The organism is Pantoea sp. M_10 (assembly GCF_008631515.1).
Taxonomy (GTDB): domain Bacteria; phylum Pseudomonadota; class Gammaproteobacteria; order Enterobacterales; family Enterobacteriaceae; genus Pantoea; species Pantoea anthophila.
This window is the reverse complement of the sequence record NZ_VWUL01000002.1, coordinates 68978-90004: the sequence shown is the minus strand read 5'-3', so window position 1 is coordinate 90004 and position 21027 is coordinate 68978. Positions and strand designations below refer to the sequence as shown.

The window sequence follows — 21027 nt, the reverse complement described above, 5'->3', positions numbered from 1 at the left end:
CGCTGTCGGGCGCTAATATCCGGGATTCTTCAGGTTGCCGCAAGCGCTGTCAGCGCCGGGAGCGTGCCCGGCCACGATCCGCGCCTCAGCAGGCAACCTGCCGCTCGCCCGTCTCAGCCTGCCCTACTCTTTGAAATCACTGGCATCCAGCTCATGACGGGAGAGCAGCTTATAGAACTCCGTGCGGTTGCGTCCAGCCAGTCGCGCGGCGTTGGTCACGTTGCCCTTCGTCATCTGCAGCAGCTTACGCAGATAGTTCAGCTCAAACTGATTGCGCGCCTCGGCAAAGGTGGGCAGCGCACTGTTTTCACCGCTTAACGCCTGCTCCACCAGCGCATCGCTGATGACCGGCGATGAACTCAGCGCCACGCACTGCTCAATCACGTTAACCAGCTGACGCACGTTGCCAGGCCAGCTGGCGGCCATCAGACGCTTCATCGCATCGACTGAAAAACTGCGCACCTGCGGTTTATGGCGTTCCGCAGCCTGACGCAGCAGATGATTAGCCAGCAGCGGAATATCTTCGGTGCGCTCATGCAGCGCCGGAATTTTCAGGTTCACCACATTGAGACGATAGAAGAGATCCTCGCGAAACTCCTTTTTCTCCATCGCCTTCGGCAGATCGCGGTGGGTGGCGGAGATAATACGCACGTCGATCTCGCTGTCGTGATCGCTGCCCAGCGGCCTGACCTTACGCTCCTGCAACACCCGCAGCAGCTTGACCTGCAAGGGTTGCGGCATGTCTCCAATCTCATCCAGGAAAAGCGTGCCGCCGCCCGCGGTTTTGAACAGCCCTTCGCGGGCGCTGACCGCGCCGGTAAAGGCACCTTTGGCGTGACCGAACAGCTCCGACTCCAGCAGCTGCTCCGGCAGCGCGCCGCAGTTAATGGCGACAAACGGCTTGCCGTTGCGCGGGCTGGCGGCGTGGATCGCCTGCGCCAGCATCTCTTTACCGGTGCCGCTCTGTCCGTTGATCAGCACGCTGACGTCCGACTGCGCCACCATATGGGCCTGCTCCAGCAGCCTTAACATCAGCGGGCTGCGGGTCACAATCGCCTCCCGCCAGCGATCATCACTGACCGGTGCCTGCTGGGCCAGCGCCTCATCAATCGCTTTATAGAGCGCATCGCGATCGACCGGCTTGGTCAGGAAGCTGAACACCCCCTGCTGCGTAGCGGAAACCGCATCCGGGATCGACCCATGTGCGGTCAGCATAATCACCGGCAGACCGGTATGGCGTTTCTGAATCTCGCCGAACAGCGCCAGGCCATCCATTTCATCCATGCGCAGATCGCTGATCACCAGCTCAATCTTCTCTTTCTGCAGCAGGCGCAGCGCCTCTGGTCCACTGGCTGCGGTGGTGACCTGATAGCCTTCGCTGCTCAGACGCATGCCCAGCAGCTTCAGCAGGCTGGGATCGTCATCCACCAGCAGCAGTTTTGCCGCTTGTCTGACCATTATTGCTCCTCATCCTGCGGCAGCGCGGTGCCGTGGCCGTTTTCAGAGACATCCGGGGCTTTGCGCGAGGAGAGCTGACGCTCAATGTCCGTCAGCCGCTCCAGCTTATGCTGGGTATCGCTGAGCTGCTGCTGCTGTTTAACCATCTGCTGGCGGAGCGTCTCCTGCTGAAGGTCGCTGCTCTGTTGCAGATGCGCATAGCGGGTGCGCGCTTCGCTCAGGTCAAGCTGCGCGGTCTGGTTACTGCGCCACAGCTGAATCAGCGGGCGCACGGATGGCGGAAAATCACTGTTGTAGCGATCCAGGGTTGCCACATAGTCACGGCGCTCTACGGGGGTCACGTTGCCATTGGCCATCAGCACGCCCTGCTTGAACGCGCGCGACCAGCTCTCTGCCGGCCAGCGGTGGGCTTCGGCTCTCGCTTCGGCGGGAGAGAGGCGTTCCGCGCAGTCAATCGCCCGCATCCAGTAGAGGGGATTGCTCAGCGCCGCGCTCTTCTCTATCGGCCACAGATCGTTACAGCGGGTCGCCAGGTAGTCAGCGACCGTCACCTCCGGCTCCGCCACCTGATGACCAGACGGCAGAGAGGAGGTGGCCGGTGCGGTGGTGCATCCGCTGAGCAGCAGCGTCGCCAGCGTGCTCAGCAGCAAAGCGGGTAAATATTTCATCAGTCAGACGTTCCCGGCTGTGGTGTTCAGTTCAATTCGAAAACAGACATCCGCCTGTTCGCAGGCAACCAGCGTCAGGTCGCCCTGCATCCGGCGCAGGCAATCTTTGGCAATGCTCAGACCCAGCCCGCTGCCCTTGACCGGCCCTTTACGCTGCTGGCTGCCCTGATAGAACGGCTCAAAAATCATGGCCTGCTCCTCCGGCGGGATCGGCGTGCCGCTGTTGGCGACATCAATCCAGATCCGATCCCCCTGCTGCTGACTGCGCAGCCAGATGGTACCGGATTCGCTGCCGTAGTTCACGGCGTTCGAGTAAAGGTTATCGATGACCCGCACCAGAAGCGTGGGTTCAGCAAGACAGTGGCTGACTTTGAGATCGACTACCGTCTGCATCATTCTGGCATGGGCCGAGAGTGCATGCGCGTTCACCACCGACCCGACCGCATCCACCACGCTGACCGGCTCCAGCCGAATCGGGCCATCGGCCAGTTTGCGGTTGTAATCAAGCAGCTGTTCAATCAGGCGCTGCAGATGGCGACTGCTGCCATCGAGGATAGCGACCACCTCTTTCTGATCGGCATTCAGCGAGCCAGCCACCTCATCCGCCAGCAGTTCCGTGCCTTCGCGCAGGCTGGCCAGCGGCGTTTTCAGTTCGTGAGAGATATGGCGCAGAAATTCATGGCGCTGCGTTTCCAGCCAGGCCAGCCGTTCGCTCAGCCAGACGATGCGCTGTCCCAGCGACCGCAGCTCGCGCGGGCCACGAAACTTCACGCTGTTCCCCAGCTCCCGCCCTTCCCCCAGCCGGTTGATCATCCGCTCGATACGCTTGACCGGTCCGATAATCATGCCGGTGAACAGCGTCATCAGCGCGAGGCTGATGATAAACAGAATCAGCGCCTGCCAGCCGAAAAACTGGCCACGATCGGCAATTTCGCGCTGCAGCTGTAAGCCGCGCGCAAACACCACTTCACGCGTGTCCTGCACCATCTGCGCGTTGGTAGCAGAAAAGCGATCCAGCGCCTCTGCGGCAACCGGCACCGGATTGCCATTATCACATTTCAGTGGCGTCAGCAGCGGCAGGGTGGCCTGCAGCGTCTGAAAGACGGGCAGTTCCGGCAGGCTGGCGCTGTGCGAACTCAGCATCTGACTGTAGCGGGTGTGCTGGGTCTGATAGAGGCGGGCCAGTGAGGCATCGTCCAGCACGCAATACTGACGATAACTTCGCTCCAGCTCCACCGCCGTGCGCGCCATCGCCTCACTGCGGCGAACATCGGTAAACGTATTACGGTTGGTGTCAGCGGCCTGCTCGCTTAGCGCAGAGAGACTTTCCCACGCCTGCCAGGCCAGCACCAGTAAAGGCAGCAACACCAGCACGAAAGCCATCAGCACCAGCTGACGCAGAGAACGGGGAAATAAACGCCATTTTTTCACGCGGCCGCTTCCTTAAAAGAGTGCTGACAGGATGCTAGCGGACTCTGCTGACGGAAGAAAGAGGAAGAAAAGAAAACGGCAGGCTCTGTGGCCTGCCGTGGACACGACGCGCAATGCCTCGTGTAAGAATGGGTGGAGCCTTACTCAACGTTACGTCCGGTGTTTGATAACGCAAGCGATTATCGGTCAGTTGGACGGCAGGCTCCGTTTGGTGCGTCATTCGGGCTTTATGAGCTCTTTTCCGCCAGGCGGGGCAATCATAAACAGGTGAATGAGCAGCTGCAGGATTATAGCAAGTTCCGTGCCAGAAAATAAATGATTATATTTTTCAGCATATTGCCTGCCTTAGCCCGCCTCCCCGTGCGAAAAGTCTGATGATGACAGGGGCGGAGTGTCGTCCGAAAGCGACACAAAATCACCTCTGTTCAGCAATCTAATAAAATCAGCAGGATAGATGTCTCCAGAAAGCGACATTGTCCTTACCGCTCTGTCGCCTTTTGCCAACAGGGGGCAAAAAAAGAGGAGGCCCGGAGGCCTCCTCTTTATTGCAGCGGATGAAATTAACCCAGCTGTCTGCGTGCGTTGCGGAAAATACGCATCCACGGGCTGTCTTCGCCCCACTCTGCCGGATGCCAGGAGTTGCTGACGGTACGGAATACGCGCTCCGGATGCGGCATCATGATGGTGACGCGACCACTTTCGTTCGTCACGGCCGTGATACCGTTTGGCGAGCCGTTCGGGTTAGCCGGATAGGTTTCGGTCACCTTGCCGAAGTTATCCACGAAGCGCAGCGCCACCAGACCTTTCGATTCCAGCGCGGCCAGATGCGCCGCATCACGCACCTCAACGAAGCCTTCACCGTGGGAAACCGCGATAGGCATGTGCGAGCCGGCCATGCCGTCCAGCAGCAGTGACGGACTGGCGGCCACTTCGACCAGGCTAAAACGGGCTTCGAAGCGCTCAGACTGGTTACGCACAAAGCGCGGCCAGAGATCGCTGCCCGGGATCAGCTCACGCAGATTCGACATCATCTGGCATCCGTTACAGACACCCAGCGCCAGGGTCTGCGGACGGTGGAAGAAGGTTTCGAACTCATCACGCACGCGCGGGTTGAACAGAATCGATTTCGCCCAGCCCTCGCCAGCGCCCAGCACGTCACCGTAGGAGAAGCCACCACAGGCAACCAGCGCCTGGAACTCTTCCAGACCGCGACGACCGGCCAGCAGGTCGCTCATGTGCACATCAATGGCGGTGAATCCGGCACGGTCGAAAGCCGCAGCCATTTCCACATGGGAGTTGACCCCCTGCTCACGCAGCACGGCGACCCGTGGACGCGCACCCGTGGCGATCATCGGTGCCGCCACATCTTCCTGCGGATCGAAGGTCAGATTAACGTTCAGGCCTGGGTCGCTGTCGTTTTTCTTCGCCTCATGCTCCTGATCGGCACACGCCGGGTTGTCACGCAGGCGCTGCATCTGCCAGGTGGTCTCTGCCCACCAGGTCCGCAGCGTGGTCCGGCTTTCGCTGTAGACGGCACTCTCACCGGCACGGATCACGAAGCGATCGCCCGGTTGCGCGCTGCCCAGCAGATGCGTTGAGGCGGCAAGGCCGTGATCGGCAAGGATCTGCTCAACCGCAGCACGATCGGCGGCGTTAATCTGGATCACGGCGCCCAGCTCTTCGGTAAACAGTGCGGCCAGCGCATCGTTACCCAACGCGGCGATGTCAACGTCGATGCCGCAGTGACCGGCAAAGGCCATCTCGGCCAGGGTCACCAGCAGGCCCCCGTCTGAACGATCGTGGTAGGCCAGCAGTTTCTGCTCAGCCACCAGCGCCTGAATGGCGTTAAAGAAGCCCGCCAGCTGTGTGGCATCGCGCACGTCTGCAGGCTTGTCGCCAAGCTGACGATAGACCTGAGACAGCGCGGTTGCGCCGAGGGTATTTGCCCCATTGCCAAGATCGATCAGCAGCAGCAGGTTATCCCGGTCGGCCTGCAACTGCGGCGTGACGGTGCGGCGCACATCTTCGACCCGGGCAAACGCGGTAATGACCAGCGACAGCGGAGAGGTCATCTCACGCTGTTCGGTGCCTTCCTGCCAGCGGGTTTTCATCGACATCGAATCTTTACCGACCGGGATAGTGATCCCCAGCGCCGGACAGAGCTCTTCGCCGACCGCTTTCACTGCCGCATATAAACCGGCATCTTCACCCGGATGACCGGCTGCAGACATCCAGTTTGCCGAAAGCTTCACGCGCTTCAGCGAGCCAATCTGGGTTGCCGCCAGGTTGGTCAGCGCTTCACCCACGGCCAGGCGGCCCGAGGCGGCGAAGTCAAGCAGTGCAACCGGCGAACGTTCGCCGAGGGCAAAGGCTTCACCGTGATAGCTGTCGAGGCTGGCGGTGGTCACGGCACAGTTGGCGACCGGGATCTGCCACGGGCCGACCATCTGATCGCGCGCCACCATGCCGGTCACGCTGCGGTCACCGATGGTGATCAGGAAGGTTTTTTCCGCCACGGCCGGCAGATGCAGGACACGATTGACCGCATCAACCAGGGTAATGCCGTCACGCTGCAGCGCGTTGCCCTGCGCCTGCTGCGTTACCACATCCCGCGTCATCTTCGGCGTTTTACCGAGCAGAACGTCAAGCGGCATGTCGATCGGCTTATTATTGAAATGCGAATCTTCCAGGCTCAGGTGCAGCTCTTCGGTCGCTTCACCAATCACCGCAAACGGGGCACGTTCGCGCTGGCAGATCGCTTCAAACTGCGCCAGCTGATCCGGGGCCACGGCCATCACATAACGTTCCTGTGATTCGTTGCACCACACTTCCAGCGGGCTCATGCCCGGCTCATCGCTCAGGATGTCACGCAGATTAAAGCGGCCGCCGCGGCCGCCGTCGCTGACCAGCTCTGGCATCGCATTGGAGAGGCCACCCGCGCCCACGTCGTGGATAAACAGAATCGGGTTCTCATCGCCCAGCTGCCAGCAGCGGTCGATCACTTCCTGGCAACGGCGCTCCATCTCCGGGTTATCGCGCTGAACGGAGGCGAAGTCGAGGTCAGCATCAGACTGGCCCGAGGCCATTGATGACGCGGCACCGCCGCCCAGACCGATATTCATGGCCGGGCCCCCCAGCACCACCAGTTTGGCACCGACGCTGATTTCGCCTTTCTGCACATGGTCGGCACGGATATTACCGATGCCGCCTGCCAGCATAATCGGCTTGTGATAGCCGCGCAGTTCGGTGCCGTTGTGGCTGGTGACCTGCTCTTCGTAGGTACGGAAGTAGCCATTCAGAGCCGGACGACCAAATTCGTTGTTAAACGCCGCCCCGCCCAGAGGACCGTCGGTCATGATCTCCAGCGCGCTGACGATGCGAGCCGGTTTACCGAAGTCCTCTTCCCACGGCTGCTCAAAGCCCGGGATGCGCAGGTTAGAAACCGAGAAGCCGACCAGGCCCGCTTTCGGCTTGGAGCCGCGTCCGGTTGCGCCTTCATCACGGATTTCGCCACCGGAACCGGTGGCTGCGCCTGGCCACGGTGAGATGGCCGTCGGGTGGTTGTGTGTTTCAACCTTCATCAGGATGTGCGCCGCTTCCTGATGCCAGCGGTATTCGCTCTCTCCGGCGTCAGCGAAGAAGCGGCCCACTTCGGAACCTTCCATTACGGCGGCGTTATCTTTATACGCAGAGAGCACGTAGTCCGGCGTCTGCTCCATCGTGTTTTTGATCATCTTAAACAGCGACTTTGGCTGTTTTTCGCCGTCGATAATCCAGTCGGCGTTAAAGATCTTGTGACGGCAGTGCTCAGAGTTCGCCTGAGCAAACATATAGAGTTCGATATCGTTGGGGTTGCGCCCCAGCGCGGTAAAGGCCGTCACCAGGTAGTCGATTTCATCATCCGCCAGCGCCAGACCCAGCGTGGTGTTCGCCTGAACCAGCGCCTGACGGCCCTCACCCAGCAGATCGACACTCTTCACCGGCTGCGGCGTATGGTGCGCGAATAATTGCTCAGCCTGCGCCAGATCGCTGAAGACCGTTTCCATCATCCGGTCGTGCAGCAGTGTGCTCAGCGCCTGCCACTGCGTTTCGGTCAGCTGCGGGGCCTGCACATAAAAGGCCAGGCCGCGTTCGAGGCGGCGAACCTGCGGCAGGCCGCAGTTGTGAGCGATGTCGGTGGCTTTGGATGACCAGGGCGAAATCGTACCGGGACGCGGGGTCACCAGCAGCAGACGGCCCTGCGGGGCATGTTCAGCAAGAGAGGGACCATATTTCAGCAGGCGCTGCAGACGGCTCTGTTCGTCTGCGCTTAACGGCGTGCTGACATCAGCAAAATGGATGTACTCGGCGTAAATATCACTCACCGGCAGATGAGCGTCCTGAAAGCGGGTCAGCAGTTTGTTTACACGAAATGCCGACAGGGCGGGCGAACCACGCAGAATTTCCATTACATAAGTCTCTCGTCAGGGCGCCGGGCGACGCTTGATTGGGCGCAACAGGGAAAACGGGGCGTATTATAGAGAAAGCGCCTTCGCGACGAAACCGTTTGCGCACAATTTTTGGCGACACGGATTTGCCTGAAATTTGCGCAAAAGCTGCTATAAAAGTTGCTCAGCGTCATTTTGTTGCGCAAAATGCCCCTCGCTCTGGGAGTTCAAAGAAGACAAATACTGCCTTTAAAAGACAGAGGCCTTAGAGCCAGCGAGAGATAACTATTTGAAACGCCTAAAATTTAATTATCTGTTTATCGGTCTGGTTGCCGTGCTGTTAGCGTTAGCGCTGTGGCCATCCATTCCCTGGTATGGGGGTGGGCAGGATGCGATTTCACAGATTAAATCACGGGGAGTGCTGCGCGTCAGCACCATCAATTCCCCCCTGACTTACTACACCGTCAATCAATCTCCGGCCGGTATGGATTATGAGCTGGCAAAACGTTTTGCTGATTATCTGGGCGTCAAGCTCAAGGTCACGGTGCGCCCTAACCTGAGCGATCTGTTCGATGACCTGGATGATGGCAAAGCCGATTTGCTGGCTGCTGGCCTGAATTACAACAGCGAACGCCTGACCCGTTATCAGACCGGGCCGGGTTACTACAACGTATCGCAGCAGCTGGTCTACCGCGTGGATAAGCCTCGCCCCAAAAACCTCGGTGACTTAAAGGGGCGGTTAACGGTCGCGTCCGGATCGGCTTACCTCTCCACGCTGAAGAGTGCCCGTTCCAATCAGTTCCCCGACCTGGACTGGGCCATCTCCACCGACCAGAGCCCGAAAGCCCTGCTGGAAGCGGTGGCAGACGGCAAGCTCGACTACACCATTGGTGACTCCGTCACCATCGCCCTGCTGCAGCGTATCTACCCGCAGCTGGCGGTGGCGTTCGACGTGACTGATGAGGAGCCGGTCACCTGGTATGTGCGGCACAGCGACGATGACAGCCTGAATGCCGCGATGCTCGACTTCTTTAATGGCATGGGTGAAGAAGGCGCGATGGCGCGACTGGAGGAGAAGTATCTCGGCCACGTCGGCACCTTCGATTATGTCGATACCCGCACCTTCCTGCGCGCAATCGACAACACGCTGCCCGACATCAAGCCGCTGTTTGAGAAGTACGCCACCAGCATTGACTGGCGGCTGCTGGCGGCGATCTCCTATCAGGAGTCACACTGGAATCCTCAGGCCACCTCTCCTACCGGCGTGCGCGGCATGATGATGCTGACGCGCAATACCGCAGAGAGCCTGGATGTGGGCGACCGCACCGACCCTGAACAGAGCATTCGCGGTGGCAGTCAGTATCTGCAGGATATGATGTCGAAAGTGCCACAGACCATCCCGGAAGATGAGCGCATCTGGTTTGCGCTGGCCGCCTACAACATGGGCTACGCCCATATGCTGGATGTGCGGAAACTCACGGCCCGTCAGGGTGGCAATCCGGACAGCTGGGCAGATGTGAAGCTGCGGTTACCGATGCTGAGCCAGAAACGCTACTACGCCCAGACGACCTACGGCTATGCGCGCGGGCATGAGGCCTATAACTATGTGGAGAACATCCGCAAGTATCAGATCAGTCTGGTGGGCTATCTGCAGGAGCAGGAGAAGCGCCTGGCACGCCAGGCGGCGGAGGCAGCCGCCGAGGCCGAACTGGCCAAAGGCTATCCGGCGGTGGAGCCGAAGATCGCCATGAACTAACTCTGGCGTTGCGCCTGACGCAACGCTTTTTTCTCTTCGCGACGCATACGAAAGAAGTCGCTCAGCATCGCAGCACACTCTTCCGCCAGCACGCCGCTCGCTAACTCAACCTGATGGTTCATACCAGGGTGACCCAGCACATCCAGCAGCGAACCCGCCGCCCCGCTTTTCAGATCGTGCGCGCCATAGACCAGCCGGGTAATCCGGCTGTGCACCATCGCCCCGGCGCACATCACGCAGGGTTCCAGCGTCACATAGAGGGTGGTTTCCAGCAGACGGTAATTTTCCAGCACCTTGCCGCCCTGACGCAGAGCCATGATCTCCGCATGGGCGGTGGGATCGTGCTGGCCGATGGGCCGGTTCCAGCCTTCGCCGATCACCCGGTCATTCTGCACCAGCACCGCCCCCACCGGCACTTCGCCCTGCTCCCAGGCCCGGCGTGCCAGGCTGAGCGCATGGCGCATCCAGTATTCATCTTGTTGTTTCATGCAGACCACTCCGGGCGACAGAAAAGCGGCGCATTATAACGGGTGCCGAAACTTATTCCAGCTGTTGCAGCTCACCTGCCGGTGTCACGCGCCAGCGATGCTGGCAGAAAAACAGCAGCGGGTTATCCTGTTTGCTGTCGCTGTAGCCGCTGTAGAGCTGCAACGGCGTGCCGATTTTCTCTTCGAGCTGGGCGACTTTCTCATGGCCGAGGCAGCGCATGGCCAGCACCCGTCCCCCCCAGCCGCGCCGCATCTGACTGGCAATCAGCTTCACGCGCGGCAGAAAGGCGGAGTCATAGTAGACCTGCTCCACCAGCGACTGAGGCGATCCGGTGATAAGCCAGACATCGGCGTCATCACTGCCGAGGTAGTCGGTCAGGCGCTGCTGCACCACCGGAAAGGCGGTAACCCGCTGGCGAAACCACCGGGCAAACTCCGCCTCAAGACGCAGCAATGTCTGCTCTGAACGGCCGAAGGTAATCGACCAGAGCAGCAGGCTCATGGGCCAGCGGGCCGCCCGGCCTTTAAACAGCAGGCCGATCCCCACCACCGGCAGGAGGGGCACCACCAGCAACAGATTAAGCGGTCGCCGGCGCAGCAGATAGCGCATAAAGGTGCCGAACATGTCCTGCTGGTGCAAAGTGCCATCCAGGTCGAAAAATACGATGCGACGTTGTGTTCCCCTGGTCAAACAACTCTCCTTCGGGTCTGGTTCCGGAATCATAAAGAGTAGTGTAGCCATCATCAGGCGTAACGGCGATGAGTGTCATTTTTAATTCCGATGACTACAATGCCTGATGAATAGTTTATTCTTCTCCGATTATCCCCTGAATGATGAGGATTGGGCATGAGTTCACTGCTGCGCATTCGCCAGCTTTATCCACGTCTGGCACTGAACGAGCGTCGGCTGGCCGATTTTTTACTGTCGCAACCTGACAGGGCGCGTCATCTCAGCTCGCAGAAGCTGGCGGAGGAGTCCGGCGTCAGCCAGTCGAGCGTGGTGAAGTTTGCGCAGAAGCTGGGATACAAAGGATTTCCGGCGCTGAAGCTGGCGCTGAGCGAGTCACTGGCGGACAAGGATGCCATCACGGTGCATAACCATATTCTCAGCGACGACCCGCTCAAAATGGTGGGTGAAAAACTGCTGACCGAAAAGCTGTCGGCGATCCGGGCCACGCTGGATATCAACAGCGAAGAGAAGCTCAATGATGTGCTGCAGCTGCTGAAGAATGCCCGGCGTATTCTGCTGGTGGGGATTGGGGCGTCAGGTCTGGTGGCAAAAGACTTCTCCTGGAAGCTGATGAAGATCGGGATCAATGCCGTGGCGGAGCAGGATATGCACGCCCTGCTGGCCAGCGTCCAGGCAATGGGGCCGGGCGATGTGCTGCTCGCCATCTCCTATACCGGTGAACGGCGCGAGATCAATCTGGCCGCGCAGGAGGCCGCTGAGGTGGGTGCGGATGTGGTCGCCTTTACCGGCTTTACCCCGAATACGCTGCAGCAGAGCGCCAGTTACTGCCTCTATACGGTGGCGGAAGAGCAGAGTACCCGCAGCGCGGCGATCTCCTCGACGACGGCCCAGCTGGCCCTGACCGATCTGCTGTTTATGGCGCTGGTGCAGAACGATCCGGAGCGCGCCTCCAGCCACATTCGCCACAGCGAGGCGCTGGTGAAAAAGCTGGTCTGATCAGCAGGAGCGCGTATAATACCCGCGCTTTTTCTGTTGTTATCAGGTGGGAAACATGGCGTTATTGATTACGTCCAGATGCATTAACTGCGATATGTGCGAACCGGAGTGCCCGAATCAGGCGATCTCACTGGGCGAGGCGATCTATGAGATAGATGTCAGCCGCTGCACCGAATGTGTCGGCCACTACGAGGCGCCAACCTGTCAGCAGGTCTGCCCTATCGATAACACCATCATCGTTAACCCACAGCACACCGAATCACGCGATGCGCTGTGGGAGAAGTTTGTGCTGCTGCACGGCTAGTTTTCGATAATCACCGTGGCGCAGGCGTAGTGACGTTCATCTGCCAGCGTCACGTGTACCCGGCTGACGCCCAGCTGCTGTGCCACTTCCGCCGCGTGCTGGAAGAAGCGTAATCCTGGTTTTCCCAGCGCATCGTTGTAAACTTCAAACTGATTAAACGCCAGGCCGCCGCGAATGCCGGTGCCAAAGGCCTTGGCCGCCGCCTCTTTCACCGCAAATCGCTTGGCGAGAAAACGCACCGGCTGCTGATGGGCCTGATACTGCTGCCATTCGGCTTCACTCAGCACCCGACGCGCCAGACGATCGCCGGAGCGCTCAATCACCCCGGCAATGCGTTCAATCTCAACGATGTCCGTGCCCAGTCCCAGAATAGCCATCAGCGACGGACTTCACGCAGCAGCTGTTTCATCTCTCTGACCGCTTCCGGCAGGCCACTCATCACCGCACGACCGATAATCGCATGGCCAATATTCAGCTCATGCATCTCCGGCAGTGCCGCAATGGGCAGGACGTTGTGGTAGGTCAGGCCGTGACCGGCATTCACCTTCAGCCCCAAGCTGGCAGCAAAGGTCACGGCGTGGCGGATGCGGGCCAGTTCCGCCTCGCGCGCCAGCCCTTCCGGTGCTTCGGCGTAGGCACCGGTGTGAATTTCGATATAGGGCGCACCGCTGGCAACGGCAGCTTCGATCTGGCGGTGGTCGGCATCAATAAACAGCGACACCAGAATGCCCGCATCACTCAGCAGTCGTACCGCCGCAGTGATCTTCTCCTGCTGCCCTGCCACATCCAGGCCGCCTTCAGTGGTGACTTCCTGACGCTTTTCCGGCACCAGGCAGCAGAAATGGGGCTGAATATCGCAGGCGATACCGATCATCTCATCGGTCACCGCCATCTCCAGATTCATACGGGTCTGGATGGTGTCGCGCAGAATACGCACGTCGCGGTCAGTGATGTGGCGGCGATCTTCCCGCAGATGCACCGTGATGCCATCTGCGCCCGCCTGCTCAGCAATAAACGCCGCCTGCACCGGATCGGGATAATTTGTCCCACGGGCGTTTCGCACCGTGGCAATGTGATCGATATTGACGCCTAACAGCAACTCAGCCATGACTATCCTCACTTCTTTTCCATCGGGGTGTTGAGTGTACCGCGCCCATCTCAGCAGGCGGTACGACCAGCGCTATTCATCTGTCTGTTCGGGCTTCTTCTTCGGGATAAACTGACGGAACAGCTCCTGACTCTTCAGCGGTTTACCGCCCAGATAGGGCTTCAGGGCAATGCGGGTAAAACGCTTCGCGGCGCGCAGGCTCTCCGCATCGGGAAAGTCGCGTTCATAGAGGGCACGCAGTTCCCGGCCGGTAAAGCTGCGCTGATTGAGCACCAGGCTGGCGATAAAGCCACGCTCTTCGCGGTAGCTGTAGGTCATGTTATCCGTGATCGGCTCGCCGCTGCCTGCGCAGTGCAGGAAATCGACGCCATAGCCCAGGTGACCAAGCAGCGCCAGCTCAAAACGGCGCAGGGCCGGTTCGGGCTTGCCGTGCGTTGAGGCTAGCGCCTGCAGACAGTGAAGGTAGTCGAAGAAGAGTTCCTGGAAAGGCGATTCCTGCTGCAGCACGCGAGAGACCAGCTCATTCACATAGAGACCGCAGTAGAGGGTGATGCCGCTGAGCGGCAGTGCCAGCGACACCGCTTCGGCGTTGCGCAGGGTTTTGACTTCACCCCGCCCGCTCCAGCGAACCAGCAGGGGGGTAAAAGGCTGTAACGCGCCCTTCAGCTGTGAGCGCCGGGAACGTGCGCCCTTGGCCAGAACCCGCACCCGCCCTTCATTTTCACTGAACAGGTCGAGCAGCAGGCTGGTTTCGCTGAAGGGGCGACTATGCAGCACAAAAGCGCGTTGCCAGCCTTCCATCAGATCAGAGATCGTCTGTATAACCCAGGCTGCGCAGAGCACGTTCGTCATCTGCCCAGCCGGATTTCACTTTCACCCACAGTTCGAGATGCACTTTCGCTTCGAACATCTCTTCCATATCCCTGCGCGCTTCGGTGCCGATGGTTTTGATTTTGGCCCCTTTGTTGCCAATCACCATCTTCTTCTGCCCTTCGCGCTCGACCAGAATCAGACCGTTAATGTCGTAACCGCCCCGCTCGTTGCTCACGAAGCGTTCAATCTCCACCGTGACGGAATAAGGCAGTTCAGCCCCCAGGAAGCGCATCAGTTTTTCACGGATGATTTCAGACGCCATAAAGCGCTGTGAGCGGTCAGTGATGTAATCTTCCGGGAAGTGATGATCGGCCTGCGGCAGATGCTTGCGGGTGATCGCCGCAATGGTATCGACGTTTTTGCCGCTTTCCGCAGAGATCGGCACGATGTCGAGGAAGTTCATCTGCTGGCTCAGGAACTGCAGATGCGGCAGCAGCACGCTCTTGTCCTGGATATTATCGACCTTGTTGATCGCCAGGACGACCGGCACTTTGCCGTCACGCAGTTTGCCTAATACCATCTCATCGTCTGGCGTCCAGCGGGTGCCTTCCACCACGAAGATCACCAGCTCCACGTCGCCAATAGAGCTGCTGGCGGCGCGGTTCATCAGACGGTTAATCGCGCGCTTCTCTTCCATGTGCAGACCGGGGGTATCGACGTAGATCGCCTGATATTCGCCCTCGGTGTGAATGCCCATGATGCGGTGGCGCGTGGTTTGCGGCTTACGCGAGGTGATCGACACCTTCTGCCCCAGCAGCTGGTTCAGTAAGGTGGATTTACCGACGTTAGGTCGGCCAACAATCGCGACAAAGCCGCAATAGGTAACGTTTTCGCTCATTCGAATCCTGAGTTATTCAGCGCCTGTTGCGGCGCCGAAAGAGTGCAATGTGTCTTGGCGCATCCGGCGTCCACAGACGCCGGTATGCCGGAGTGCTATTCGAGGCCCAGCTTGATCAGCGCCTGCTCAGCGGCAGCCTGCTCAGCTTTACGACGGCTGGAGCCGACGCCGACAACCGGCTCGGCCATGCCACTCACCTGACAGTGAATGGTGAATTCCTGGTCGTGGGCTTCGCCACGCACCTGCACCACCAGATAGCTGGGCAGCGGCAGGTGTCGTCCCTGCAGATACTCCTGCAGGCGGGTTTTGGGATCTTTCTGTTTATCGCCCGGACTGATCTCGTCAAGGCGCGTCCGGTACCAGTCGAGGATCAGCTGCTCTACCCGTTCGATACTGCTGTCGAGGAAGATGCCGCCAATCAGCGCTTCGACCGTATCGGCCAGAATCGATTCGCGGCGGAAGCCGCCGCTTTTCAGCTCGCCCGGCCCTAAGCGCAGGCATTCACCGAGGTCAAATTCGCGCGCCATTTCAGCCAGCGTATTGCCGCGCACCAGCGTGGCGCGCATGCGGCTCATGTCACCTTCATCAACCCGCGGGAAGCGATGATAAAGGGCATTCGCAATCACATAGCTAAGAATAGAATCGCCAAGAAATTCCAGGCGTTCGTTGTGCTTACTGCTGGCGCTGCGGTGTGTCAGGGCCTGCTGTAACAGTTCCGAATGAGTAAAAGTGTAGCCCAGTTTGCGCTGAAGCTTATTAATCAGGATGGGGTTCATGCGATTCCAGTTCTTTGTTGCGTCTGTGACTCTGCATACCAAACGGGGCTGGCTTTCCAGCACGTTCCGTTTGGTGTGCAGTGGCCTCCCAAAGGAGGCCACCCGTTTTGCCTGTTAATCAGACAATTTTATCAGTGAATACCGCCGATACGACTGAATCGTACGCCGGTTGGCCACTGGCCTTCCTGTTTCTCAAAGCTCATCCAGATAGCGACCGCTTTACCGACCAGGTTACGCTCCGGGACAAAGCCCCAGTAGCGGCTGTCGGCGCTGTTATCACGGTTGTCGCCCATCATGAAGTATTGCCCTTTCGGCACCACCCAGGTCGCCTGCGGCTGGCCCGGCTGCTGATAATACATGCCTGCCTGACTCTGCGCTTCGTTTACCAGCAGAATGTCATGCGTTACGTTTCCGATGGTCTCTTTGCGGGTGCCCAGGCGCAGTCCGCCGCGCAGGGTATCGCCCTGCGGCACCTGATAAAAACCGTTACCGGTTTCGTTGCCATCAAAGCCGCTGAAGGTCTGGATAAACTTGCTTGGCTCAACGCTGGTGTAGGTCACCGGCAGCGCAGAGTCACAGGCTTTGCCCTCATCGCAGGCCGGTTTCACCGTCAGCGTCTTACTGTAAGGATCATAGATGACTTTATCGCCCGGCAGGCCGATCACGCGCTTAATGTAATCCAGGCTCGGATCTTTCGGGTATTTAAAGACCGCGATATCGCCGCGCTTCGGCTGACCGGTTGGGATCAGCGTGGTCTGGGTGATCGGGTCTTTAATCCCGTAGGCAAACTTCTCCACCAGGATAAAGTCACCGATCAGCAGGGTTGGCATCATCGAGCCAGACGGGATCTGGAACGGTTCGTAGATAAACGAACGCACGATGAACACCACGGCCAGCACCGGGAAAACAGAGGCGGTGGTCTCCACCCAGCCAGGCTGTGAAGAGACCTTCGCCAGCGTTTTGCTGTCGAGTGCATTGCCGGTCTGCGCCTGCGCCGCGGCCTGCTTTGCACGGCGCTCCGGCGCCCATTTGAAACGATCAATTACCCAGACGATGCCAGTAATCAGCGTCGCTATCGCCAGAACCAGGGCGAACATATTAGCCATTGGAAATCCTTATTTGCTGTCCTTACCGACATGCAGAATGGCGAGGAACGCTTCCTGTGGCAGCTCAACGTTGCCAACCTGCTTCATTCGCTTCTTACCATCTTTCTGCTTCTGCAACAGTTTCTTCTTACGGCTGACGTCACCGCCATAACATTTGGCGAGAACGTTTTTACGCAGCTGTTTAACCGTTGAACGTGCGATGATGTGGTTACCAATGGCGGCCTGAATCGCAATATCAAACTGCTGACGCGGAATGAGATCTTTCATCTTCTCAACCAGTTCACGGCCGCGATAAGGGGCGTTATCGCGGTGCGTGATTAGCGCCAGCGCATCCACACGCTCAGAGTTAATCAGAACGTCAACGCGCACCATGTCAGAGGTCTGGAAACGCTTAAAGTTGTAATCCAGCGAGGCATAACCGCGCGAGGTCGACTTCAGACGGTCGAAGAAGTCGAGCACCACTTCTGCCATCGGAATTTCGTAGGTCAGCGCGACCTGGTTGCCGTGGTAAACCATGTTGGTCTGCACGCCACGCTTCTCAATACAGAGCGTAATGACGTTGCCCAGATACTCCTGCGGCAGCAGCATGTGACATTCCGCAATCGGTTCACGCAGCTCTTCAATGTTGTTCAGTGGCGGCAGCTTAGAGGGGCTGTCGACATAGACCGTATCACCGCTTGTGGTCACGACTTCATACACAACCGTCGGCGCGGTGGTGATCAGGTCGAGATCGTATTCACGCTCCAGACGCTCCTGAATGATCTCCATGTGCAGCAGACCCAGGAAGCCACAGCGGAAACCAAAGCCCAGCGCCGTTGAGCTTTCTGGCTCATAGAACAGCGAGGCGTCGTTCAGGCTGAGCTTGCCGAGCGCATCACGGAAGGCTTCATAGTCATCGGAGCTGATTGGGAACAGACCGGCGTAAACCTGCGGCTTCACTTTTTTGAAGCCAGGCAGCGCTTTGTCAGCCGGGTTGCGGGCGGTGGTCAGGGTATCGCCCACCGGCGCGCCGAGGATATCTTTGATGGCGCAGACCAGCCAGCCCACTTCACCGCAGTTCAGTTCGGTACGGTCGACCTGTTTCGGGGTAAAGATACCCAGACGGTCCGCGTTGTAGGTCTGGCCGGTGCTCAGGACTTTAATCTTGTCGCCTTTGCGCATGGTGCCGTTTTTCACACGCACCAGTGAAACCACGCCCAGGTAGTTATCAAACCAGGAGTCGATAATCAGTGCCTGCAGTGGCGCTTCCGGATCGCCTTCCGGCGGCGGAATATCGCGCACTAAACGTTCCAGCACGTCAGGCACGCCAACGCCGGTTTTGGCAGAACAGCGCACCGCATCGGCGGCATCAATGCCGACGATATCTTCAATCTCCTGCGCCGCGCGCTCAGGGTCGGCAGCCGGCAGGTCGATTTTATTCAGAACCGGCACTACTTCCAGATCCATCTCAATCGCGGTGTAGCAGTTCGCCAGTGTCTGCGCTTCAACACCCTGACCGGCATCCACCACCAGCAGTGCCCCTTCACAGGCAGCCAGTGAGCGGGACACTTCATAGGAGAAGTCTACGTGGCCCGGGGTGTCGATGAAATTGAGCTGGTAAGTTTCGCCGTCTTTCGCATGGTAGTCGAGTGTGACGCTCTGTGCTTTGATGGTAATGCCACGCTCACGCTCCAGATCCATAGAGTCAAGAACCTGCGCAGCCATTTCACGGTCTGTGAGGCCACCGCAGATCTGAATAAGGCGGTCAGAGAGCGTGGATTTACCATGGTCGATATGAGCGATGATGGAGAAATTTCTTATGTGCTTCATTTATAGGGATATCTTCGCTTAAAATTCAGTTGAAAACCTGAGCACAGACACATTCAGGAAGATCGCTCTTTACCCACAATCCTGTCAGCCTCATTAATGACGACGCATATTACACTGTTAACGCCGCGCATAAAAGAATGGAACGAGGTGGAAGCGAAACAGATATCTGCGCAGGGCAGAACGGACAAAGGCCGCGGAGTGCGCGGCCTGGACGTGCGTTACGCTTCGCTTTCGACACGCAGCGCATCGGGAGGTAACGCGATGTTGAGGATCACCGGCTGAAAGGCTTCGCGATCGCCAAATTTCAGTGAAACGCCTTTGGCGATAATAAAGCCGCCAACGCCGCCCAGCAGCGCACCGCAGGCTGCCGCCAGATCGCTGCTGAACAGCGACTGAAACAGACCCGCCACCAGAAAGAGGCCCAGCAGCGGCGTCATGTAGACCAGCAGCGCCGAACCCAGCAGGCTGCTCTCTCTGATGCCCAATTCGATCCGCTGCCCCGGCTGCAGTGGCTCCCTGCTGGCGATCTGCATCACGTGAGCATTTTTCGGGCCGAGTTTATTCAGCATATGACTGCCACAGCCTTTGCGCGCCTGGCAGCTGTTGCAGGAAGTTTTTGCTTCAGTGTGCAGCGTGGCGATGCCATCCTGCCATGCCACCACGGTGGCCCATTCTCTCATCATTTCTGTGATCCCAGGTCGATGCTGTCCGCAATACGTTTAGCGGTTGAAGGCGGTATCTCGCCAATCACCGCAATCTCGTAATTATTGCGCACAACAGTCTGAACCGTACGACGCCCAGTGCGCAATGTCTGGGTAAGGCTGGTTTTATCCGCCGGCGTCACGTTGATCGCAAAACTGAACAGGCCGTCGCTGTAGAGCTTCGATTCCATATTTTTGTTCAGCGCCGGCAGCGAACGGCGATTCTGCGACACCAGTGACATCCCGGCAGGGATCCAGCCTGGCTGCCAGGTGAGCGTGACCGCATCCCCTTTCGGCACCGACAGCGACGGCGGCAGATTGGCTTTCTCCAGCCCCTGCATCAGGTTACGCACCCCCTCATCCACCGCAAAACTGATCACGCGGAACTGCTCCAGCGTTTCACCATCACGGTCAAGCAGGTCAATGCGCAGCGGCAGTTTGGTGTCGACATCCAGCCAGACCACATAGCTGTAGCGGGTGCCATCCCGTGAAACGATACGCAGTACATCACACATCTGATCGGCAATGCGCGAGCGTCCCACGGTAATAAAATCGTAGGCGCTGGCCAGCTTGCTGAAGTCAGCAAAAATCACAGACGGCAGGGCGTCAATGATATGATTGCCGGGAAGCGAAAAGGGATCGAGGCCAGGTTCGAAGTAACTGATATCGTTACCGCGCTGGATTACTTCCCGACGCGGCCCGTCCATCTGCAGCAGCTGAGCGAATATCCGGTTATCGATCACAGCATGTCGATAGCGCAGCGATTCGATGCCGATGCGGGAGACGTTGATATAGGCGAATTCGTAGTTGAGGTTCTGGCTTGCCTGTTCCATCTGCTGCAATAGCGCCCCGGACGCCGAAGTTTGCGCCGGGGCGACAGATGACCACAACAGGCTGCCTGCCAGCAGGCTAACAGCATACCAATGCGGCTTCATTACTGCTGCTGCTGTCCTAAAGATTGGTTTCCGGGAACATCCACCTGTGCCTGTTTAGGGGCATCGGTTTCGAATTGCAGCTGATCAGCGTGCAGACGACGCTGCAGTTCATAATCCTGCAGCATCGCATTGACGCGACGGCGCTGATCCTGAACCTGCTGATTAGCGCTGTTGGTGTCAAACGCATCAGACGGCACGCCCAGGCTGACCGGCGACGCTTTACCCATCATCGGCAGCGTATTGAACACCGGCGAGTCAGAGGTCTGAGTCGCGCTACCCTCAGGCTGATTGTAATGCTGAACACCCACGATGACGGCCAGTGACACACAGGCCGCCACACCCACCTGCGTCAGCTGTGCTGCCCACGGACGCGCTTTTTTCCAGAACGGCATTTTTTCCCAGCGGGAAGGTTCTGGCTGAGCTTCAGGGATCAGCGTTGTGACAGAACGCAGCGGTTCTTTTTCGATAGCAGCAGCGACGCGCGCAGAGATATCGAAATGCAGGTGCTCACTCACGTCACCGCGCATGGTATCGCGGATGAGGTGATAGCTTGCCCAGCTTTTCTGCAGTTCTGCGTCCTTCGATAAGGCTGAAAACAGCTCGTTATCTAAGGTCTCACCATCCATTAAAGCGGAAAGTTTTTCTTTCTGCATGCCTATGTA

At 58.6% G+C, this 21027-nt stretch carries 19 protein-coding genes; 3 read left to right on the top strand and 16 right to left on the bottom strand.

Translation table 11 applies throughout. The features are described 5' to 3' along the window. Positions 1-123: 123 nt before the first annotated feature. The 4 genes from glrR to purL form a co-directional block, all read right to left on the bottom strand. A complete protein-coding gene (gene glrR / locus F3I47_RS07305) occupies positions 124-1458 on the bottom strand; it encodes a two-component system response regulator GlrR (RefSeq protein ID WP_150028954.1) in 1335 nt (444 codons plus the stop codon). Continuing rightward, on the bottom strand, positions 1458-2126 hold the full coding sequence (gene qseG, locus F3I47_RS07300) for a two-component system QseEF-associated lipoprotein QseG (RefSeq protein WP_009088688.1): 669 nt from the start codon (positions 2124-2126) through the stop codon (positions 1458-1460). Before qseG ends, glrR begins: the two co-directional genes overlap by 1 nt. A gap of 3 nt (positions 2127-2129) precedes the next feature. Next, positions 2130-3557, bottom strand: coding sequence for a HAMP domain-containing sensor histidine kinase (locus F3I47_RS07295; RefSeq protein ID WP_009088686.1), 1428 nt, complete (start codon positions 3555-3557; stop codon positions 2130-2132). Positions 3558-4117: 560 nt separating this feature from the next. Next, the gene (gene purL / locus F3I47_RS07290; RefSeq protein WP_058958394.1) at positions 4118-8005 is read right to left on the bottom strand and encodes a phosphoribosylformylglycinamidine synthase; all 3888 of its coding nucleotides are present in this window, start codon (positions 8003-8005) and stop codon (positions 4118-4120) included. Positions 8006-8273: 268 nt separating this feature from the next. On the opposite strand from purL, the gene mltF reads away from it, so the two are divergent. Beyond that, positions 8274-9740 (top strand): membrane-bound lytic murein transglycosylase MltF, encoded by a 1467-nt coding sequence (mltF, locus tag F3I47_RS07285; protein WP_150028955.1) that lies wholly within the window; start codon positions 8274-8276, stop codon positions 9738-9740. On the opposite strand, the gene tadA is transcribed toward mltF, so the two are convergent. Together tadA and yfhb are read right to left on the bottom strand one after the other, a co-directional pair. Then, a complete protein-coding gene (tadA, locus tag F3I47_RS07280; protein ID WP_009088680.1) occupies positions 9737-10228 on the bottom strand; it encodes a tRNA adenosine(34) deaminase TadA in 492 nt (163 codons plus the stop codon). The genes mltF and tadA overlap by 4 nt on opposite strands. 52 nt (positions 10229-10280) lie before the next feature. Then, positions 10281-10919, bottom strand: coding sequence for a phosphatidylglycerophosphatase C (yfhb, locus tag F3I47_RS07275; protein WP_009088677.1), 639 nt, complete (start codon positions 10917-10919; stop codon positions 10281-10283). A 156-nt stretch (positions 10920-11075) separates the two neighbouring features. On the opposite strand from yfhb, the gene F3I47_RS07270 reads away from it, so the two are divergent. Then, entirely contained in the window at positions 11076-11915 is an 840-nt protein-coding gene (locus tag F3I47_RS07270) for a MurR/RpiR family transcriptional regulator (protein ID WP_009088675.1), read from the top strand. A 55-nt stretch (positions 11916-11970) separates the two neighbouring features. Beyond that, on the top strand, positions 11971-12219 hold the full coding sequence (locus F3I47_RS07265; protein ID WP_009088672.1) for a YfhL family 4Fe-4S dicluster ferredoxin: 249 nt from the start codon (positions 11971-11973) through the stop codon (positions 12217-12219). Here F3I47_RS07265 and acpS read toward each other — a convergent pair. From acpS to rseA, 10 genes are all read right to left on the bottom strand, one after another. Then, on the bottom strand, positions 12216-12596 hold the full coding sequence (gene acpS, locus F3I47_RS07260) for a holo-ACP synthase (protein ID WP_009088670.1): 381 nt from the start codon (positions 12594-12596) through the stop codon (positions 12216-12218). The genes F3I47_RS07265 and acpS overlap by 4 nt on opposite strands. Beyond that, on the bottom strand, positions 12596-13327 hold the full coding sequence (gene pdxJ / locus F3I47_RS07255) for a pyridoxine 5'-phosphate synthase (protein ID WP_150028956.1): 732 nt from the start codon (positions 13325-13327) through the stop codon (positions 12596-12598). Before pdxJ ends, acpS begins: the two co-directional genes overlap by 1 nt. A gap of 72 nt (positions 13328-13399) precedes the next feature. After that, entirely contained in the window at positions 13400-14128 is a 729-nt protein-coding gene (recO, locus tag F3I47_RS07250; RefSeq protein WP_058958401.1) for a DNA repair protein RecO, read from the bottom strand. Positions 14129-14132: 4 nt separating this feature from the next. Beyond that, a complete protein-coding gene (gene era / locus F3I47_RS07245; protein ID WP_009088664.1) occupies positions 14133-15038 on the bottom strand; it encodes a GTPase Era in 906 nt (301 codons plus the stop codon). A gap of 95 nt (positions 15039-15133) precedes the next feature. Next, positions 15134-15814, bottom strand: coding sequence for a ribonuclease III (gene rnc / locus F3I47_RS07240; protein ID WP_009088661.1), 681 nt, complete (start codon positions 15812-15814; stop codon positions 15134-15136). A 131-nt stretch (positions 15815-15945) separates the two neighbouring features. Then, positions 15946-16920: a signal peptidase I gene (gene lepB, locus F3I47_RS07235; RefSeq protein WP_140029717.1), complete on the bottom strand. Its 975-nt coding sequence runs from the start codon at positions 16918-16920 to the stop codon at positions 15946-15948. 9 nt (positions 16921-16929) lie between these two features. Next, positions 16930-18729 (bottom strand): translation elongation factor 4, encoded by a 1800-nt coding sequence (gene lepA / locus F3I47_RS07230; protein WP_009088658.1) that lies wholly within the window; start codon positions 18727-18729, stop codon positions 16930-16932. A gap of 218 nt (positions 18730-18947) precedes the next feature. Then, positions 18948-19412 (bottom strand): SoxR-reducing system protein RseC, encoded by a 465-nt coding sequence (gene rseC / locus F3I47_RS07225; RefSeq protein WP_150028957.1) that lies wholly within the window; start codon positions 19410-19412, stop codon positions 18948-18950. Then, positions 19409-20365, bottom strand: coding sequence for a sigma-E factor regulatory protein RseB (gene rseB, locus F3I47_RS07220; protein WP_046102383.1), 957 nt, complete (start codon positions 20363-20365; stop codon positions 19409-19411). Before rseB ends, rseC begins: the two co-directional genes overlap by 4 nt. After that, the gene (gene rseA, locus F3I47_RS07215) at positions 20365-21018 is read right to left on the bottom strand and encodes an anti-sigma-E factor RseA (RefSeq protein ID WP_140923089.1); all 654 of its coding nucleotides are present in this window, start codon (positions 21016-21018) and stop codon (positions 20365-20367) included. Before rseA ends, rseB begins: the two co-directional genes overlap by 1 nt. Positions 21019-21027: the final 9 nt, after the last annotated feature.

What these genes read in the sequence shown, in the direction of transcription:
- glrR (WP_150028954.1), bottom strand. Translation starts at nt 1,458, where the DNA reads ATGGTCAGACAAGCGGCAAAACTGCTGCTGGTGGATGACGATCCCAGC.
- qseG (WP_009088688.1), bottom strand. Translation starts at nt 2,126, where the DNA reads ATGAAATATTTACCCGCTTTGCTGCTGAGCACGCTGGCGACGCTGCTG.
- purL (WP_058958394.1), bottom strand. Translation starts at nt 8,005, where the DNA reads ATGGAAATTCTGCGTGGTTCGCCCGCCCTGTCGGCATTTCGTGTAAAC.
- tadA (WP_009088680.1), bottom strand. Translation starts at nt 10,228, where the DNA reads ATGAAACAACAAGATGAATACTGGATGCGCCATGCGCTCAGCCTGGCA.
- F3I47_RS07270 (WP_009088675.1), top strand. Translation starts at nt 11,076, where the DNA reads ATGAGTTCACTGCTGCGCATTCGCCAGCTTTATCCACGTCTGGCACTG.
- F3I47_RS07265 (WP_009088672.1), top strand. Translation starts at nt 11,971, where the DNA reads ATGGCGTTATTGATTACGTCCAGATGCATTAACTGCGATATGTGCGAA.
- acpS (WP_009088670.1), bottom strand. Translation starts at nt 12,596, where the DNA reads ATGGCTATTCTGGGACTGGGCACGGACATCGTTGAGATTGAACGCATT.
- pdxJ (WP_150028956.1), bottom strand. Translation starts at nt 13,327, where the DNA reads ATGGCTGAGTTGCTGTTAGGCGTCAATATCGATCACATTGCCACGGTG.
- recO (WP_058958401.1), bottom strand. Translation starts at nt 14,128, where the DNA reads ATGGAAGGCTGGCAACGCGCTTTTGTGCTGCATAGTCGCCCCTTCAGC.
- era (WP_009088664.1), bottom strand. Translation starts at nt 15,038, where the DNA reads ATGAGCGAAAACGTTACCTATTGCGGCTTTGTCGCGATTGTTGGCCGA.
- rnc (WP_009088661.1), bottom strand. Translation starts at nt 15,814, where the DNA reads ATGAACCCCATCCTGATTAATAAGCTTCAGCGCAAACTGGGCTACACT.
- lepB (WP_140029717.1), bottom strand. Translation starts at nt 16,920, where the DNA reads ATGGCTAATATGTTCGCCCTGGTTCTGGCGATAGCGACGCTGATTACT.
- lepA (WP_009088658.1), bottom strand. Translation starts at nt 18,729, where the DNA reads ATGAAGCACATAAGAAATTTCTCCATCATCGCTCATATCGACCATGGT.
- rseC (WP_150028957.1), bottom strand. Translation starts at nt 19,412, where the DNA reads ATGATGAGAGAATGGGCCACCGTGGTGGCATGGCAGGATGGCATCGCC.
- rseB (WP_046102383.1), bottom strand. Translation starts at nt 20,365, where the DNA reads ATGAAGCCGCATTGGTATGCTGTTAGCCTGCTGGCAGGCAGCCTGTTG.
- rseA (WP_140923089.1), bottom strand. Translation starts at nt 21,018, where the DNA reads ATGCAGAAAGAAAAACTTTCCGCTTTAATGGATGGTGAGACCTTAGAT.